16 protein-coding genes are annotated in these 17171 nt (G+C 42.2%); 2 read left to right on the top strand and 14 right to left on the bottom strand.

What is annotated here, in order from left to right; genetic code table 11:
• Nucleotides 1-74: 74 nt before the first annotated feature.
• From AC0VXY_RS04530 to AC0VXY_RS04485, 10 genes are all read right to left on the bottom strand, one after another.
• Nucleotides 75-326 carry a hypothetical protein gene (locus tag AC0VXY_RS04530; RefSeq protein WP_435992952.1) on the bottom strand — a complete coding sequence of 84 codons (252 nt, stop codon included), beginning with the start codon at nt 324-326 and terminating at the stop codon, nt 75-77.
• 403 nt (nt 327-729) lie between these two features.
• Nucleotides 730-1284 carry a DUF488 domain-containing protein gene (locus AC0VXY_RS04525; protein WP_475527063.1) on the bottom strand — a complete coding sequence of 185 codons (555 nt, stop codon included), beginning with the start codon at nt 1282-1284 and terminating at the stop codon, nt 730-732.
• Nucleotides 1285-1646: 362 nt separating this feature from the next.
• Complete coding sequence (locus AC0VXY_RS04520; protein WP_475527062.1) at nt 1647-2492, bottom strand: ROK family protein; 846 nt, start codon at nt 2490-2492, stop codon at nt 1647-1649.
• A gap of 126 nt (nt 2493-2618) precedes the next feature.
• Nucleotides 2619-5141: a beta-mannosidase gene (locus AC0VXY_RS04515; RefSeq protein ID WP_475527061.1), complete on the bottom strand. Its 2523-nt coding sequence runs from the start codon at nt 5139-5141 to the stop codon at nt 2619-2621.
• Nucleotides 5142-5240: 99 nt separating this feature from the next.
• The gene (locus AC0VXY_RS04510; protein WP_475527059.1) at nt 5241-6305 is read right to left on the bottom strand and encodes a BtaManbiosPhlase; all 1065 of its coding nucleotides are present in this window, start codon (nt 6303-6305) and stop codon (nt 5241-5243) included.
• Between the two features lie 17 nt (nt 6306-6322).
• Complete coding sequence (locus tag AC0VXY_RS04505) at nt 6323-7276, bottom strand: MTP-1 family protein (protein ID WP_475527058.1); 954 nt, start codon at nt 7274-7276, stop codon at nt 6323-6325.
• Nucleotides 7254-8873, bottom strand: a complete 1620-nt coding sequence (locus AC0VXY_RS04500) for an alpha-glucosidase (protein ID WP_475527057.1) — start codon at nt 8871-8873, stop codon at nt 7254-7256. Before AC0VXY_RS04500 ends, AC0VXY_RS04505 begins: the two co-directional genes overlap by 23 nt.
• A gap of 22 nt (nt 8874-8895) precedes the next feature.
• On the bottom strand, nt 8896-9726 hold the full coding sequence (locus tag AC0VXY_RS04495) for a carbohydrate ABC transporter permease (RefSeq protein ID WP_475527056.1): 831 nt from the start codon (nt 9724-9726) through the stop codon (nt 8896-8898).
• Nucleotides 9713-10591: a carbohydrate ABC transporter permease gene (locus AC0VXY_RS04490; RefSeq protein ID WP_435992967.1), complete on the bottom strand. Its 879-nt coding sequence runs from the start codon at nt 10589-10591 to the stop codon at nt 9713-9715. Before AC0VXY_RS04490 ends, AC0VXY_RS04495 begins: the two co-directional genes overlap by 14 nt.
• Nucleotides 10591-11910, bottom strand: coding sequence for an extracellular solute-binding protein (locus AC0VXY_RS04485; RefSeq protein WP_475527055.1), 1320 nt, complete (start codon nt 11908-11910; stop codon nt 10591-10593). The genes AC0VXY_RS04490 and AC0VXY_RS04485 overlap by 1 nt, the downstream gene beginning before the upstream one ends.
• Nucleotides 11911-12425: 515 nt before the next feature.
• Here AC0VXY_RS04485 and AC0VXY_RS04480 point away from each other — a divergent pair.
• The gene (locus AC0VXY_RS04480) at nt 12426-13442 is read left to right on the top strand and encodes a LacI family DNA-binding transcriptional regulator (protein WP_475527054.1); all 1017 of its coding nucleotides are present in this window, start codon (nt 12426-12428) and stop codon (nt 13440-13442) included.
• Between the two features lie 161 nt (nt 13443-13603).
• On the opposite strand, the gene AC0VXY_RS04475 is transcribed toward AC0VXY_RS04480, so the two are convergent.
• The gene (locus AC0VXY_RS04475; RefSeq protein ID WP_475527053.1) at nt 13604-14164 is read right to left on the bottom strand and encodes a DnaB-like helicase C-terminal domain-containing protein; all 561 of its coding nucleotides are present in this window, start codon (nt 14162-14164) and stop codon (nt 13604-13606) included.
• On the bottom strand, nt 14161-15021 hold the full coding sequence (locus AC0VXY_RS04470) for a hypothetical protein (RefSeq protein ID WP_475527052.1): 861 nt from the start codon (nt 15019-15021) through the stop codon (nt 14161-14163). Before AC0VXY_RS04470 ends, AC0VXY_RS04475 begins: the two co-directional genes overlap by 4 nt.
• A 230-nt stretch (nt 15022-15251) precedes the next feature.
• On the opposite strand from AC0VXY_RS04470, the gene AC0VXY_RS04465 reads away from it, so the two are divergent.
• Nucleotides 15252-15836 (top strand): hypothetical protein, encoded by a 585-nt coding sequence (locus AC0VXY_RS04465; RefSeq protein WP_475527051.1) that lies wholly within the window; start codon nt 15252-15254, stop codon nt 15834-15836.
• Between the two features lie 566 nt (nt 15837-16402).
• Here AC0VXY_RS04465 and AC0VXY_RS04460 read toward each other — a convergent pair.
• The gene (locus AC0VXY_RS04460; protein ID WP_475527050.1) at nt 16403-16876 is read right to left on the bottom strand and encodes a phospholipase D-like domain-containing protein; all 474 of its coding nucleotides are present in this window, start codon (nt 16874-16876) and stop codon (nt 16403-16405) included.
• Between the two features lie 30 nt (nt 16877-16906).
• Nucleotides 16907-17152, bottom strand: coding sequence for a hypothetical protein (locus AC0VXY_RS04455; protein ID WP_475527049.1), 246 nt, complete (start codon nt 17150-17152; stop codon nt 16907-16909).
• Nucleotides 17153-17171: the final 19 nt, after the last annotated feature.

The following is a 17171-nucleotide window of genomic DNA, read 5'->3' as shown; positions in this document are numbered from 1 at the left end:
CCAAAATAGGAGAAAACATAAACAAAGGGGCGTATCCCACCTTTGGCAAAGTGAGATACGGCCCCATTTAGCTATTAAATAAGAAACTGTCGCATTTCTTCATCTGTTAAATCTTTTGGCTGAACACCGTGATCTTTGCAGTATTTGTCCAATGCCCTTATTTTCACTTTGGGGGATTCGGCGGGTGCAGGGAATGCAAATACTCCATCAGGAAAAGCATGATCAAATTTCTCGATATCTTTATGCATACTATCACTCCTGGTTATAGTATGCCCTCCTGGAGTTTTTTTAAAATACTTTGATTTCAACTTGGTTCCTGCCACCATACTACACCTCCCGGAAAATATATTTTTACAAGCCTTTCAGAGGCAATATCGTTAAACATAAAATGCTGCCCCATATGTCAGTCGAGCTCCCAGACTCTCATAAAAGGGATATTTGTTACTTTTGGATGTAAGACCTACATACCCATCATACCCTTTTTCTATACTGTACCAACAAGCGAATGCTATGAGGACTCTTCCAACATTAATATATAAGCGCTCTTTGTTAAGTACACCTTTTATGAACTTCTTATTTTGCGGTGAAGACTCAATAATATCTATATGTCAGGGGTCAGGCATCGCTTTATGTGTTGGGCAAGGGAGCGTAACCGTGGATTGTTTTCATCCTATTTCCTGATAGATTCGTTGAATCCAGCCATAGGGTGGTGTCGGCCCCCACTCCCACCTATCCATCCACCCCCGGATACACGACTGTCCCATCCTCTTCAATGATCGGCAAGGCTCCCCATTGGCCAAGTTCGTGACTGATCACATCAGCCTTTCCATCAGAATCATCGATGATGTGGGAGACATCCCAGCCATTTGCTTTCAGCACATTGCTGATCAACAGGCGGTGACACCTGGCCGGGTGGCGTTCCGAGCACGTATATGCCAATTTGTTCTCAGCAGCCGCTTCCTTCAACTCTTCAAGTCCATCCTTGAACTCATCCGTCAAGGTGTAATCTGCATAATTGTGGAACGATCGGTTGTTCCAGCCTGCGTTCAGGTCTTCACCAATCACCCCCGACAAACGCCTCCTGCCTCCGAGCTTCGGGAAATGACGGTATTCTATTCCTGCTTCATCCAGCCACTCTCCCATGCTCTCCTTCTTGAATTGAGGGTGTTTTCGACTGGCGGGAAAAGCACGGATATCCGCTATGTATTCGATTTCTACGGCATCAAGCATGGTCAGGAATTGTTCTTTGGAATGCGTCGAGTGCCCGATGGAGTAAATTTTCATGAAACCTCCGCCTTTCGTATAGAATATAATCTCCGTGTAGTTAAAAAGGGAGACAATGGAACTGCTCTTACGTTTCTTATACCCGTTCTCTTACTTCACTAGTCTTTAGAAGCATGGGGACGGTTCTCCTGCTTCATAGATGAAATCAATAACAAAAGAGGACCTCACACATAACGGAGGTCCTTTCTTATACTGAACTCTATCTTTCAATCCTCGCTTCTTTCCTTATCACAAACTGGTTACCTGTTCCCCTGGGTTAAAACAATAGAAAAGGAACCTTCTGCTTGTGGAGGGTTCCTTTTTTAGGTTAGTTTGAAAAATCCTCATTTATTATTGACCATTTCAAGATGCTCACCGACGTTTCACTGCAATGCTTCTTTAGCTAGCAGAAGTGAGCCGACAATTCCTGCGTTATCTCCTAGCCCCGGGCTTACGATATAATCAGAAAGCTCCGGTAAAGACACATAGTCATTTAAAAATTCCGGTAAATACTTATAAACAGAAGAAAACACCTGCTTCTGGTTCATGACTCCGCCGCCAAGGATGATTTTCTTTGGGGAGAGAATCAGGATGTATTGCATGAGTGCCTGGGCGATGTAGTAGGCTTCCAGATCCCAAACCTCTTCGCGCCCAATTAGGTCGATGCCTTTTGCTCCCCAGTGTTCTTCTATTGCTGGACCTGCAGCCAGGCCTTCAAAACAGTCCTGGTGGTATGGGCATTTTCCTGCATACTGGTCCTCTGGGTGCCGTCTTACGAGAATGTGTCCCATTTCCGGGTGGGAAAGTCCTTGAAGCAACTTTCCTTGAACCACTGCTCCGGCGCCAATTCCTGTTCCTACCGTAATATAAAGGCAGCTGTCTGATCCTTTTGCTGCACCAAAGGTTGCTTCTCCTAATGCAGCGGCATTTACATCGGTGTTAAATCCTACCGGAACAGCTAATGCCTCTTTTATCTCCTGAACGAATAATACGAGTCTTTTTTTCTTATAATCCGGCTCTCTTTCAATTGATTCGTAGATCATCGCATTCATCGAAGTGCCGATCATATTCATGGCTATCGGCGACAGAATTCCAAAGATCAACAATGAAATAAAGACAGGGTAGGCCGAAATCAGTACTGAGCTCAATAATATTGTAAATGAACCAATCGCAAAAACGGTAATCCGGTCCCTGGCTTTTGAATACTTTGCAAGCATATAGTAGGCCAAGATAGGAATACACTTTGGAAAACACCTGATAAGGATGTTCCAAACGCAAAAAGTGCATTCATCAGCAGATAAAACTTCAATTCCATGGAAAAAGATCTAAAGGCTCAACAAGGACTGCTTCCATCATCACCCCTCGGTTATCTTCGTTTTCACGCTATTAATTGCTTTTACCCTTAAAGTCTCCCACGGAATTTCTTTCCCTTCGGCCTGGCTTACTTTAATTGTTTTTGTCATATGAGGCTGCTGGTCAAAAAAGTTATCCTCGAGCACAAGCTGTTCGATCTCCATTTCAATCGTCATCATTCGTGCCAGAGCATCACTTGATAGAGTGATCTCATTATCTTCTCTGCTGTATTCTACAGTTAGCTCAGCATTAGGAAGCTTTACATCCTTTTGATCACGGAAGTAATAAGTATTTTCAAAGGTTTTATCGTTTAATGAACGAAGAATGATCATTGCCTCTTCCGGCTTTAATCCTCCTAAAGCCTTTCCCTCTAAAACCGTGTCTACGTGATAAACGGAATTTGCCTCAACAGAGACATTCCACCTCTTTGAGAATGCTATTTCTCCATGAAAATCATAAACAGCAAGCTCGATTTCATCCTCATATCCTTCTAATCTGTCATTAACGACCCATACTTTCAGGCTATCACAAGGATCATGATCAATGGTTAATAAGATAGGATGATAGAATTTTTTTGCATAGTGGTAGGAAGCTTTCGGCAGCAAATAATAGTCGATGACAGACCAACTCGTACCAGGCCAGCAATCGTTTAACTGCCAAAACAAAGCACCACTGGTTTGGGGTTTATTCCGGCGGTAATGTTCAATGCCGTATTTCAATCCTTCAGCCTGTGTCAGCATTGAATAAGCAATATACTCATCTAAATCCTTTGGCACTCCAATGTACCCTTCCATCAGTAAAATCCCCTTAGGATGATGGATGTCTTTATTTCTGTAGGCCATTTCTTCACTGCCCCAGAAGAATTGGTCTTCAGGGATGTTCCGTTCCAGTGTATAGCGGTTAGAAGACGCATGCATGCCGAATTCACTGGCAAACGTGGTACGATCGTTTTTAAAGTTTTTAAAAGAAAGGCCGTCAACACTGTAATTCACAGTCTGCGGCTCGCCAAAGTTGCGCGGCTCGATATTGCCGTGCCATACCTGCCAGTTATGCGAATCACCCTGCTCCCTCGAGTTGTGGTCATTTCCTCCGTACGGAGAACTCGGCCAGAACAGTCGGGTTGGGTCCAGTTCGTCTAAAATTTCCGGCATCAGTTCGTGATAAATTTTTTCGCCGTAAAAAGGATCGGTAATTTCACCTGAAGAAAACAATGCTTCATAAAGCCAATCGTTTTCATTATTCCCGCACCATAAAGCCAGCGATGGATGATTCCGCAGGCGCTTGACGACCTGGATGATTTCATTCCGGACATTGGCCATGAAGTTTTTATTGTAATCAGGGTAGAGCGCACAAGAAAACATGAAATCCTGCCAGACTAAAATCCCAAGCCGGTTGCACTCCTCATAAAAAACATCTCGTTCGTAGATGCCGCCCCCCCAAACACGAAGCATATTCATGTTCGCGTCCTTTGAAAGCTTAATTAAGTGGCTATACCGAGAGACCGGAACGGCCGCTATGAAGCTATCAATCGGAATCCAGTTCGCTCCCTTTGCGAAAATTTTCTCGCCATTAAGCACAAAGGTAAAACACTGATTCCCTTCCTCATCAACACGAAGAACTTCAATCGTCCTGAGTCCAAAATCCTCGTGTTTTTCATCGATTTTTTCTCCATCAGAATATAATTCAACATTCAATAGATAGAGGTGGGGCGTTCCCAGGTCATGGGTCCACCACAGCTTCGGATTTTCAACTTCCAGGGTAACGAAAGTCTTTTTCCCTTCAACCTTTGCACTTCCAGTGAACTTTTCTTCACCAAAAGACAGCTCTACCCGAACTTGATAGTCTTTTCCTCTTCTAAAAGCATCCACTTCAACCTCTACATCAACTTCTGCCTTATCTTCGGAAAGAGAGGTTGTTTTCGCAAACACAGAATGAATGTTGGCATATGTCCGTTTTTTCAAATGAACATCTTTCCAAATACCCGCTGCTACAAGCCGTGGTCCCCAGTCCCAGCCCCAATGGCTTTGATTCTTCCTCGTCCAGATCCGTTCCTTGCTGAATCCTGACCAGTAATATTGAACCTTCTCCTTCACATGCACATCGATGGGATCGAATTTTACAGCAAGGACGTTTTTGCCTTTTTTCAATTCCCTAGTCACTTCAAAGGAATGGCTGATGAACATATTATCCGTTGAACCAAGTTCGACTCCATTCAGGTAAATCGTCGCATACGTATCGAGCCCTTCAAACAGCAAATCATATCTTTCATCCTTATGTTCTGTTCCGTCGAATTCAAAGGTGGTACGATACCACCAAACCTTTTCCTCTACCCACTGACATTTCAAATCATTATGGCCATAGAATGGATCCTCGATTAACTTTCGGTCAATCAGGGTGGAATGGACGTCACCAGGAACCGAAGCAGTCATCCAAAAGTAATCAATAAACTCAGGTGCGGCCACCTCCAGTTCACGTGCGTCCCCCACATCGAATTGCTTAATCTTCCAGTTTTTATTAAGCTTCATAGAAACAGAACCTTTCATAATAAAGTCACTACAGGACACAAAGACCTTCATTAACATAAAAGCCAAAATCATCACGTGATTTTGGCACTAATATCGAAATTATTTAATATAAGTCAATGAATCCAGGATTTCCTGAAGGCTTAACTCAGCACATGCCATTGAAGTATCTGCAACTCCGTAATACATTTTTACAACGTCGCCTTCAACGACCGCACCGCATGAGAAGACCACATTTCCGAAGAATCCTTCCACTTCATAATCTGCTTCAGGCTCAAGGATTGGTTTGTCAGAGCGGGCGATGACCTTGGTTGGGTCTTCCAGGTCAAGCAATACAGCCCCCATGCAATAGCGGTGGTCCGTCGTTGCGCCATGGTAAAGCTCCAGCCAGCCTTTTTCCGTTTTGAACGGAACTGCTCCGCCGCCCATGCGGGCACTATCCCACATACCCTCTCGCAGGCCAAGTAAATATTTATGATTTCCCCAGTGCAACAGATTAGGAGATTCTGCAATCCACATTTCAGGCTCACCAGTACTCCTTGGAACAGGACGATGAAGAGCATAGTACATGCCGTTAATTTTCTCAGGGAAGATTAACACGTCTTTGTTTTCTGGCGCAAAAATCATTCCCCGATGCTCAGTTGTGACAAAGTCCTTTGTTGTAACCATCGATTCGCCAACACCAACAGGTGAGACAGCACTGAAGTAAATATAATAAGTATCATCAATCTTCGTAATCCTTGGGTCTTCAATCCCGAATGTTTCAAGCTCATTTGAAGGGTAAACAAATGGCTTTTCATCGACCGTAAAGATATGTCCATCCTTACTGCGGGCAATCCTTAAATAAGATAATGAAGTCAGAAAAGCGAAACGGTTCGTCTCTCCGGCTTTTTGAATCGTACGGGGATCTGAAAAATTGTACTTAGGATCGTTCAAATTGAATTCCAGAATTTCTAGCTCATTTGTTTCCGGATTATAAACAGGTGATTTCACAATCTTAGGGTCATCACTGATCGGACGCTCTGCGACACGGAGCAGCATGATAATTTCATCGTTAAAAGTCGTAATTCCCGCATTGAATGCGCCAATGACTTCAAAGTCCTCGCGATGCGGTTTTACATCCATTGGTGTCACTACCGGATTCTCTTCATATCTATAAACATTCATGTTGTAATCTCCTCAATTCAGTAAGTTTTTTGCTCGTATTGTAAAAATGGATCTGCAATCGTGATTTTTTGCGCTTCGGCATCACTGATTCCGGCATAGATATCTGCTGTGCCGTCCGCTTTCCGTACAATTCCCCCACTGAACACAACATCCGTCAGGTCAGGTCGCTTGGAATCACCTGGAAGAAAATTACTTCTCGTTGCAATCAGCTCCATATCCGAAAACACTCCTGTTTCCGGATCAAGGGCGAAAACCATCGGATAATAATGGCGGTCGCAAGCTGCATCAAACGAAGCAACGTGCCCAAGTACACCAACCAAACCATTTGCAAGCAGATGCGGCTCGTTCGCTCCTCCCCATTCTTCATCTATAAACTGACCTTCAAATAAAGGAGCCTCATTGATGACATCCAGCGTCAATTCTTCCAATGTAGAAATACGGGTCCAGCCAATCTTTCCCCTGCCTCCCTTATCTCCCTGAGGTCTTGTTAACACACCGATGCTGCCATCAGCCAGTTCAACAAGGCGCAGATCCTTCATTCCATCTGGTCCCTTGGCAAATTCCTCTAAACTTGCAATATTCTTTCCTTTATAAAAAACAGTACGCCAGCCAAATGCATTTTCGATTGCAGGATGCGGGAATATCTGTACGCCTCCGAGGACTAAGCAACCGGCAATCCTTGTGTAAAAAGGATCCTGCAATTCAAATACAGGCGCGTTTTTCCGAGGAACCCATTCGCCGTCTCTCTCCACAAAGAAATAAACGCTGGAATGCTCGCTGTCACGCGATTCTACGCGTCCTGCAATGACCTGATCACCCTCATCTTCAAAAGGTGCTGAAATATTATAGACATCCTTTCGTCCAACACCAGAGAATACGATTTTTTCTGGATGGTCCGGCTGTGCTTTCGAAGAGAACTCCTCCAAAAGCTGTTTGCACGTTTTTACATTACCTTTGGTTAAGACTGTCATTCCCAGCATCCTCCTTTAAAATAATGACTTCATTTCCTACTATCGTTAGTACCTCACTGTTTTCAACCTTATTTCGCTTATTTGAAAGCAGCAGGTTCATGTTTTTCAACTCTAATTCAAGGGATTTTTCCTCTTCAGAAAAGTTCAGAGCCACAAATGTCCGTTCCATCTCGTTGCTTCTTATGTAAGAAAGGATTCCATTCTGAAAGCGCAAGAATTCATATTCTCCTGCTTGGAAGGAAGTATGTTCTTTACGCAGTTTCAACATTCTTTTATAGAAGGAGAGCATGGAATCAGGGTTGCCTTCCTGATTTTCAACATTAGTGTGGAACGCATCCTCTGGCACCGTTATCCACGGGACAACTTCGGAAAAACCTGCATGAGGACCAGAATCCCACTGCATCGGAGTACGTGATTTATCACGGCATCGTTCGTTCGCAGCAAACAGCGCTGCCTCCTTAGATTTACCACTCTTCACTGCTTGTTCATAGGTGAGGCGCCCCTGGACATCCATCATCTTCATAATGTCATCTGGAACCCAATCCTTCATGCCAAGTTCATCGCCCTGGTAAAGGAAGGGCACACCCTTCGCTGTAAGAATCAGCACCGCTGCCATCTTCGCACGATCCTCATCACCTCCAAACCGTGAAATATGGCGTGACATATCGTGACTTGAGAAGAACAGAGTAGCAATCTGCCCGGAATCATACGCTTTCTCTGTTTCAACCAATTTCTTGTAAATCTTTTCTGCATCAAACTCTGCAATACTTCCAATGTTGAAGTTAAAGGATACATCCAATTTATTCAGTCCGGAGTACCGTTTCAGTATATTAATATCTTCAGAACCAACCTCACCGACAAGGAATTTACCCGGATATTGATGAACCACATCGGCGATTTCCTCGATAACCGATAAAATCCCTTCCTGATCCTTGTCATACAAATGTATTTGTTCCTTTTTTTCATGGTGATATGGGTTATCGATAAAGGATTCGTTGATCGTCAGGAAGTTGATGACATCCAGTCTGAACCCATCCACGCCCTTTTCCAGCCAAAACCTCATGACATCATACATCGCATTTTTGACTTCAGGGTTGGCCCAGTTCAAATCCACCTGTTCCCTAGCAAAAGCATGGTAATAATATTGACCGGTTGCCTCATCAAATTCCCATGCCGTTCCGCTGAAAAAAGATTCCCAGTTATTCGGTTCGTCTCTCCATATATACCAATCACGCTTGGGGTGATCCTTGGAGGACCTTGATTCCTTGAACCAAACATGCTCGGAAGACGTGTGGTTCAATACGATATCGACTATGACTTTGATATCTCGCCTATGCGCCTCCGCGATAAATGCTTCAAAGTCCTCCATCGTCCCATAAACCTCATCAATACAATAATAATCAGCAATGTCATAGCCATTATCAACCTTCGGCGATGGATAAAAGGGAGTGAGCCACAGCCCATCTACTCCGAGCTCCTTGAGATAATCCAGCTTGGAGGTGTTTCCCGCAAAATCCCCCAGTCCATCTCCGTTTCCATCCTTGAAACTTGGCATATATATTTCATAGAAAGCTGATTGCTTCCACCATTTAACCATTTGCTTGAACTCCAATCTCTGGTTACTTAAGTGTAAATTGCATTCCCTCTTGAAACTTCTTCGCGAAAAGCAAGAAGATGATGATAATCGGCAATGTCAATAATACGGATGCAGCATACATCGGTCCTGGATAGCCGCCATACGGGCCGAACATTTGTGATAAAAGTACGTTTAACGTAAGCATGTTATCACTCTTCGCAACAAGCATATCCCATAACAGCTCTGTCCATCTTTCCATGAACAAGAACAAGAAGATCACGGTAGTAATCGATTTTGACATTGGCAGTACAATCTTGAACATGATTTGCATTTCGCTTGCACCGTCCAATTTTGCCGCTTCAATGAATGTATCCGGGATTGCCTTGAAGAAGTTCGTGTACATGAATACTGCCCATAAGCTCATCGCCTTTGGCAGGATCATTCCCCAGTAAGAGTCGTACATTCCGACCTTTTGGATAACCAAAAATGTAGGAATTAGCAAGATGATTGCCGGGAAGAACATTTGGAATAAGACCACGTTATTAATCGTATCTCTTCCTTTAAAATGTATCTTCGCTAGCGCATAAGAAACCATTACCGCTGAGACCATCATCAAAATGGTCGAACCAGCTGATACGATAAAGCTGTTAAAGAAGGCATTGAGCCACGGGCGAGGGATGACAGATTCTCCGCCGCCAAGCAGCCATTCCCATGACTTCAATGAATATTCTGTCGGGAAGAATTTCTTATCGACCTGACTCCAATCAGCAAAGGAATTCAACACCATATAGATATATGGATAAATCATGATTAACAATAGGACGAGCGCAAACAGGTAACGAAAAACCAATCCTTTTTTCTTAGGTCCAACCATTTCGTTTCCCCCACAGTTCTAAGAGTTTTCGAATGATGTAAATCGCAATAAACGTTACAATCGATGCGATGATGGCAATAGCAGAAGCGTATCCGGCTTGCAGGTTAGAGAATGCTTTAGTGAAAATCTCCATTTGCCATGTATTCGTGGCAAAATCCGGCCCACCTCCGGTTAACTGATAAACTTCTGTGAAAATACCAAATGTAACACCAATCGATAAAATCAATACAGTAAACAACGCTGGATAGAGGAGCGGAAACGTAATTTTCCAAAAACGCTGCCAAGGTGTTACTCCATCAATCATCGCTGCTTCATAGACATCTTGACTGATGCTTCCAAAGCCCGATGTTAAAATCAACGCGTAATATCCGGTGAATTTCCAGGCAATAATCAAGGCTACAACAAAGAGTGCAGAAAACGGTGTTCCAAGCCAGTTAATATCGATGTTCAATGTACCTCTAAGGAATTCATTCAGCGGACTGTTGTAAGATAAAATCCCTTTCACGATCAGCGAGGAAACAACTCCTGAAGCCAGGTACGGAAGAAAGAATCCGATTAAAAACAATCCTCTAAATCTTGGAAGCCCTTGAACAACCAATGCCACAATAAGGGAAAAAGCAATAACTAGTGGAACAAACACGCCCATAAATTTAAAGGTTACAAAGAAGGCGCTCTGCACACCCTGACTTTTGAGTGCCTCGGCGTAATTCTCCATTCCGACGAAATTATACGTCGGCGAGATTAAGTTCCAGTCTGTCACAGATAGAAACAGTGACCAGACAAGTGGTATCAGGAAGAAAACAATTGAATATAAAAGATAAGGACTGGCAAAAAGCCAGCCCAACCATCCTTGGTTCTTTTTCATTATTTGAGAGCCCCCTCAATGGCCTCTTGCATATCCTTCCATGCAGCTTTCGGATCTTTTTCTCCTTTTACCACTGGATTGAAAGCTTTCTGGCCAATCAATGTCTGAATCTCATTGTATTTAGGGTTATCCATAGGCGGTATTGCATTTGGAACGGCAGCAGCGTATGGCTGTAATGCCGGGTTGTTTTCAAAGAACGCTTTGAAAGTATCGTTCGTTGTTAAATCATCACGTGCCGGTGGCAGGTTTGTCTTTTCAAGCCATTTCAAATCATTTTCAGGATTTGAATAGACCCACTTAATGAATTCGCCCGCAGCCTTTTGTTGTTCTTTCGTTGCTGAAGCATACACGACAAGACCCTTTGTATCTGCGAATGTCTTAACGTTTTCTGTATCCATTCCGTCTGGAACTGGAGGCAATGCTAACGCATAGGTTTCATTCAATTTCATTTTTGGGAATTTCTCTTTCCAATAAGAAATTGTCCAAGGGCCAATATCCGTAAAAATTCCCAATCCGCTTTCAAATGGATCTTTAGACTGCCTAGTCATTAAAGCATCTGCTTTTTGCAGCTTATCTACAAATCCAAGAACTTGCTTTCCTGCTTCTTTATCTGCAGTGAAATCAGTTCCCTCTACGAACTTGTTGCCATCAGATGCGGCATTATAGAGCATGAAGAAGTCGAACCATCTTTTCCACCCTGTTGGATCAGCAAGGTCTGGTTTAGCCCAAACATATTTGTCCGGGTACTTTTCTTTCAATTTCTTCGCAACTTCCAGCATTTCACTATATGTTTTTGGTGGTTCATTAATGCCAAGTTCCTTCAGGAGGTCCAATCTCCAGCCGAACAACATAGCATTCGAATAGATTGGCAAAACGTATTGGTGGCCGTCAGCAAACTGCCAGCCTTTCATTGTATCTTCCATATTTCTCTTTTTCTTAATTTCATCCCAGCCTTCTAGTTCATCCAACGGTAAAATCGCTTTACTTTCAGACAGTTGAGCAGCAAAACCACGGTTGATATTTTCTGACATCGTTGGTGCACTGCCGCCAGCAAGCGCTGATTGGATACCAGCTTCAGATGTCGGGCTTTCCTTCATCGGGCTTACGTTTACCTTGATATCCGGATGTTCTTTTGAGAACTCTTCCGCTATTTCCTTCCAATACACTTGCTGTGATGGGTTTGGCGCCGCCCAGAATTCGATTGTTGTTACTCCGTCTTTGGTGCTTCCGTTTCCTTTATCTCCATTACTACAAGCCGCAAGTCCAGAAACAGTCAGTGAGGCAGCAAGGAGTATTGAAGCTGCTTTTTTAATTTTCATCCGATATTCCCCCAATTATTAGTATGATTTCCTAACTTTATGTTTTCAGTAAGGTTCCCGGTAGAATGAGAAAACTATTAGCCTATCTTTTTAATGAGGATGTAATGATAGCGCTATCATAACTTTACAAAAAAAAGTATAATCAATTGTATCTGGGTCACTTTTTTAAATAATTTATCCTTTACCCCTCATTTCTAAAGATTTTTTATAATCATTACAAGAAAATAGGTAATTAATAAATAATGTAATTAGTAACTTTACAAATACATTATTACACCTTGCTTATTATCTGTCAAACTCAAATTAAATTAAATTTTCTGTAAGGTTGACTTTTTCATGTAGTGGTTAATCTTCCAATCTTATCAACCGCCTTATATATATAGTCGTATTTTAACACCTATAACAAGTTGAACAATTACAATGATAAGTATGTTGCTAAAAATAATTTGTAACGTTACAATATAATTACAAAACTAATTACTATTATTCACTTTCATTAAGGAGAAGTCTTATATATGAAGAAAAAAGTAACGATGCAGGATATCGCTGACCGCCTGAATATTTCTAAGAATTCTGTTTCGCAGGCTTTGTCGGGTAAGCCTGGGGTTAGTGAAGAAACAAGGATGTTAATCCAAAAAGCCGCAGATGAGTTAGGGTATACCTATTTGAATAATAGAAATACCCAAAAGCCTGATGAGAAAAAAGGAATCAACATCGCCCTTATTGCCTCTGACTATGCTTTTTCTCTTAAAAGCTTTTTCGGGGAGATTTACCTCAGTGTGGAAAAGGAAATGAGGACACGCGGCTGGAATTTATTAATTGAATCAATCGATCAGGATTCAAAGGACAAGTTAATCCTTCCCTCCCTGCTATCGAATCATCAAATCGATGGGATTTTAGTTCTATCTCATATCAGCACCGATTATATTTCAAAGATTATTAATACTGGAATCCCGACTGTGATGATTGACCATCACTCTCCATACCTGCAGGCAGATGCTATTTTGACGAACAATCGCTTTGGCGCTTATAAGGCAGTTGAGCACCTGATTCAATTAGGACATCAACACATTGCATTCGTAGGAGATATAGAGGTTTCCCCAAGCTACCAGGAGAGACTAGAAGGCTATATGCTTGCCCTGAAAAAACATGGAATAGAACCAAGTCAGCCTCTATTATTTACAGACGCAAAGGAAAACCAGGAAGAAATAAGTGGATTTGTCAACCGACTGTCTTATATGCCGACTGCATGGTTTTGTGTAAACGATGGACACGGGTTCCTTGTCCAGTCCGTACTGCAGCAAAAAGGATTCAACATTCCTAAAGACATATCAATCTGCAGCTTCGACAACGGTCAGCTATCCCAAATAGCCACACCAAAAATTACAACAGTTAATATTGATTTAAATTACTATGGTAAAAAAGCAACCGAACAGTTGAGCTGGAGGCTTAATCATAAGGATGAACCTATCCACGAAATTCTGCTGCCCACCACATTGATCGTTAGAGAATCAACCGCTGTTAATAGGTGAACCACGGGGACAGGTTCCTTGGTTCACCTCTCCAATCAACATCCTATTTTCATAGTCTATATCCACCCCAATCCCTCCCCATTTATCATCACCTATCCAAGAACCAACAAACCTGTTCCCCCAACTCACTCAAACCGAAGCAACAGAACCGTCCCCCTGCTTCAGTCCCCCCGCTTCATCCATCCCCCACGAAACCGCCCAAACTCCTTCACAAACTCCAGCTTCACCGTCCCCACCGGCCCATTCCGATTCTTCGCAATCTTCACTTCCACTTCCTGCCCGTTCTTCGAATCTGGATAATAATAATCATCCCGATACAAAAACAACACCACATCCGCATCTTGCTCAATATTCCCCGAATCCCGGAGATCCGACAACTTCGGCCGCTTGTCATCCCTGGACTCCACTCCCCTCGATAACTGGGACAACAGAATGATCGGAATCCCAAACTCCTTCGCCATCCCCTTCAGCTGCTTCGTAATATGTCCAATCGCCAGGTCATGCCGGTCAAACCGCTCCTTCACCGTAATCAGCTGCAGGTAATCAATCACCACAAGAAACGGTTCCGTCGGGTACTCCCGCTTCAGATTCATGATCCGCTGTCTGATTTCAGGCAGGGTGATCATCCCATTCTGCGAGAGTTCGAGCTCACGACTGAGCAGCCGGTGAGGATACGCTCCCTTGATCATCTTCACCAGCTCCCTGAACTCTCCCGACGTCATGCCTCCGTCACAATCTCCTCAAGCCCCTCCAAGAAGTCATCCATGTCCTGCATCGATTCCCGAGGAGTGATGTACGCCTCAAGTGCCTTCTCCAAATACTTCGGACTGTTGATCGTCAGCTTCGGATTGATGCTCTCCTGCTTGTCAAACTGCTCATCCATGAACATAATCAGCTCATCCGTAGACAACTCGCTCAAGCTGATCCGCTCCATTGCCACGTGATCCATCGGCGTCAGCAGAAATCCTTGTCCCCTCCTGCCAACGAAATGCCCGATCAGCGCCTGCAGTCTATTTACATCCATAGTGTCTCTAGTGGCAGTGGTGTTGATGTTGTTGTTCTCTAAGATCTCTTCTTTCTCTAAGTTCTTAAGTCTGTTTGCAGGTTCTCTCCGCACCTGTTTCACATCCTTTTCGCCGCACGAAGACATCCCGGAACCAGCCCCATCATCAGGCTGGTCACCACCGGATTCCTCACATCCCTCCTCCTTCTTAGACATCCCCATCCAACTCAAATACTCTCCACAGGCGAAATCCTTCGTCGGCCGGAGCGTAAACACATACCCATGCTCATACTTCTCCGCCTTCAACCACCCACACTTCTCCAACCGCTTAATCGAACGCTGAATCCGCGAATGCGAATACTCATCAATCTTCTTCCCATTATAGAACCACAGATCCTCCCGCAGCTTCCGGAGCGAACGCACATACTGCCTCTCCCCAAGCACCACACCCCCAACCTGAACCCCGCCTTTATGCGTCGCATTCAACAGAATCAACACATACAACCGAAGATCCTCCGTGTGATGAAACGTCTCCTTATCCAACATACCTGTCTCAAGCTTTCTCCATCCATTCATTACAATCACTCCTCATTCATTTTGGTTTCACCCTTTATATAGAGAGATGGGAGTGAAAGGGACACCCTATGGATAAATTTTTTATAAAAAAAACATTCGGGTGGGGTCCGAATGTTTAAAGGAGGACATATGAGCTTAATGAATACGCCATTTAATGGCATGAAAACCCTTGAACTTTCATCTATATAAACTAGACTTAAAGTAATGACCATTAGAGAGGATGACCATATGTGCAAAAGAAAACATTCACATTCAAGCTGTCTGATGACGGATATTATGAGCTCCTTAAATACATGCCCTACTTTAGAAAAGTTTACTTCTTTGGAAACATCGGAGTGTTTGTGATTTCCACAGTATTCTTTTTGTATTGGAATCATGAATTTCAAGAATCAGCCAGTACATCTTCCCCAGTGATGTTCGCATATGTATTGCAAGTGATGGTCCCGGCTCTATGGGCGTTTGGTTTATCCCTTGTCGTACATCTTGTGTTGTATTTCTATTTCCGCTTCAGAATCCATGCATTCCTAAAACAATCAGCCCGCCGTTTAAAAGAGAAATACCAGCCAGTAAACAATGAGGAATACATGATTGTGTTTGATCAGGATCAAAATGCCTTCTTACTAGGAAAACAACAACATAGGATTGGTCAGAATCTAAAAGTAGTATCTACTTCTAGACATCTTCTTTTTTATGATGGGGATGGGAAGTCTCAGGAGAAGTTTTATATTCCTAAGGATGGAGATCAAGAACATCAGGAAAATGTAGCTTATATTTTGGATTACTTAGAGAAATCATTAGAGATACAGTATAAATAGAAGGAAAAAGACAGGTGAATGTTTACGTGGGGTTAGATCGAAATGAGAAGTTAGAGCCCCTTTTGAATCTGGTAATTTAGTTTACGGAAGTGTTTTTTTTAAATAGAAATCAAGGCTTTATATACAAATTATTAAAATCTTGTATATAAAGCCTTATTTAACTTAAGAGCTCAATTGTTGTATATCATTTCTCTATTGAACAGTATGGTTTTACTGTGCAGCAAGATATCCTCTTTTAAACCTGGTTGCTTCTTCAACATAAGCCCCCTATAGTTTAAGTGAATATCCTCAAAATATTTTGTGTGGGAGCATATAAAAATGACGCCTTCCTACTAAGAACCTTGTTGAACATCTTTAAAAGCTCTCGATTCCCCTCCGAAATTGAGGAGGATTGCTCATGCTCTATAGTATTTTCTAATAAATAATATATAGTAAGAGCCTAAACTCTACATCTACCTTTACTCTTTACTTTGCTATGCTAAAAACTCACACGAAAAGATTAGACATAAGCTCCTTAGATCTTTATCTACTATCTTTATCTATAATTAATTGGTCAAATTATCCTATTACATATATTTAACATATAGCTTCTTATATTCCGCTGCAAATTCAGCAACAAGTTCTTTATCTATTGAAGTAATCCAGGTTTCATCATTATATTCAGCAGCATAAATCCAATTATATGAGCCATGCATTACTAATTCAAAATCCACAATACAAAATTTATTATGAACAAGGTTGTATCCATATGTACCAAATCCAGGAACAAATAATGCATTAAAGTCTCTTATTAACTCCGCCTTTACTTTACCATTATTAGGAGCATCTGAAGTAATAATCCTAACTTGTATGCCTTCCTTTTTCTTTGTTAAAAGTTCTTGGTAAATTACTTTGTCTGTAAACCATGCAACAGATACCCAAATAACATATTTTGCGATACGGATGCCTTGTATAATTTCTTCTCTAATCTCTTCAAATACAACAGAATGCTCTATGTTTTCAATATCTTGTCCTTCAACTGGTTTAGGTCTAATAAGCACATTTCTTAAATCATATTCTTCAGTCTCTCTCTATATAAAAGATACTAAATTTCTAAATGATTTGATTAATTTTTTTGCTTCTTTCAACATCGGTATTCTAACTCTAATAGCTATATCTTCATAGTACTGATAAGACTTTCTTGTAAAAGTTGTTGTCTTTTCAAGGTCGATTTCCGCATATCGCAAAATACTAAGCATTTTTTCTTTATTCTCGAAGTCATCACCATCCCATTTCAATGTTTCTATCATTGTTCTTAAAAATTGTTTTTCATCCATAATTTCACCTACCAAAATT

The sequence above is a fragment of the Rossellomorea sp. QJM3NY_18 genome (genome assembly GCF_056173145.1).
The sequence above is the reverse complement of the archived record's forward strand: the minus strand, read 5'-3'. Positions and strand labels throughout refer to the sequence as shown.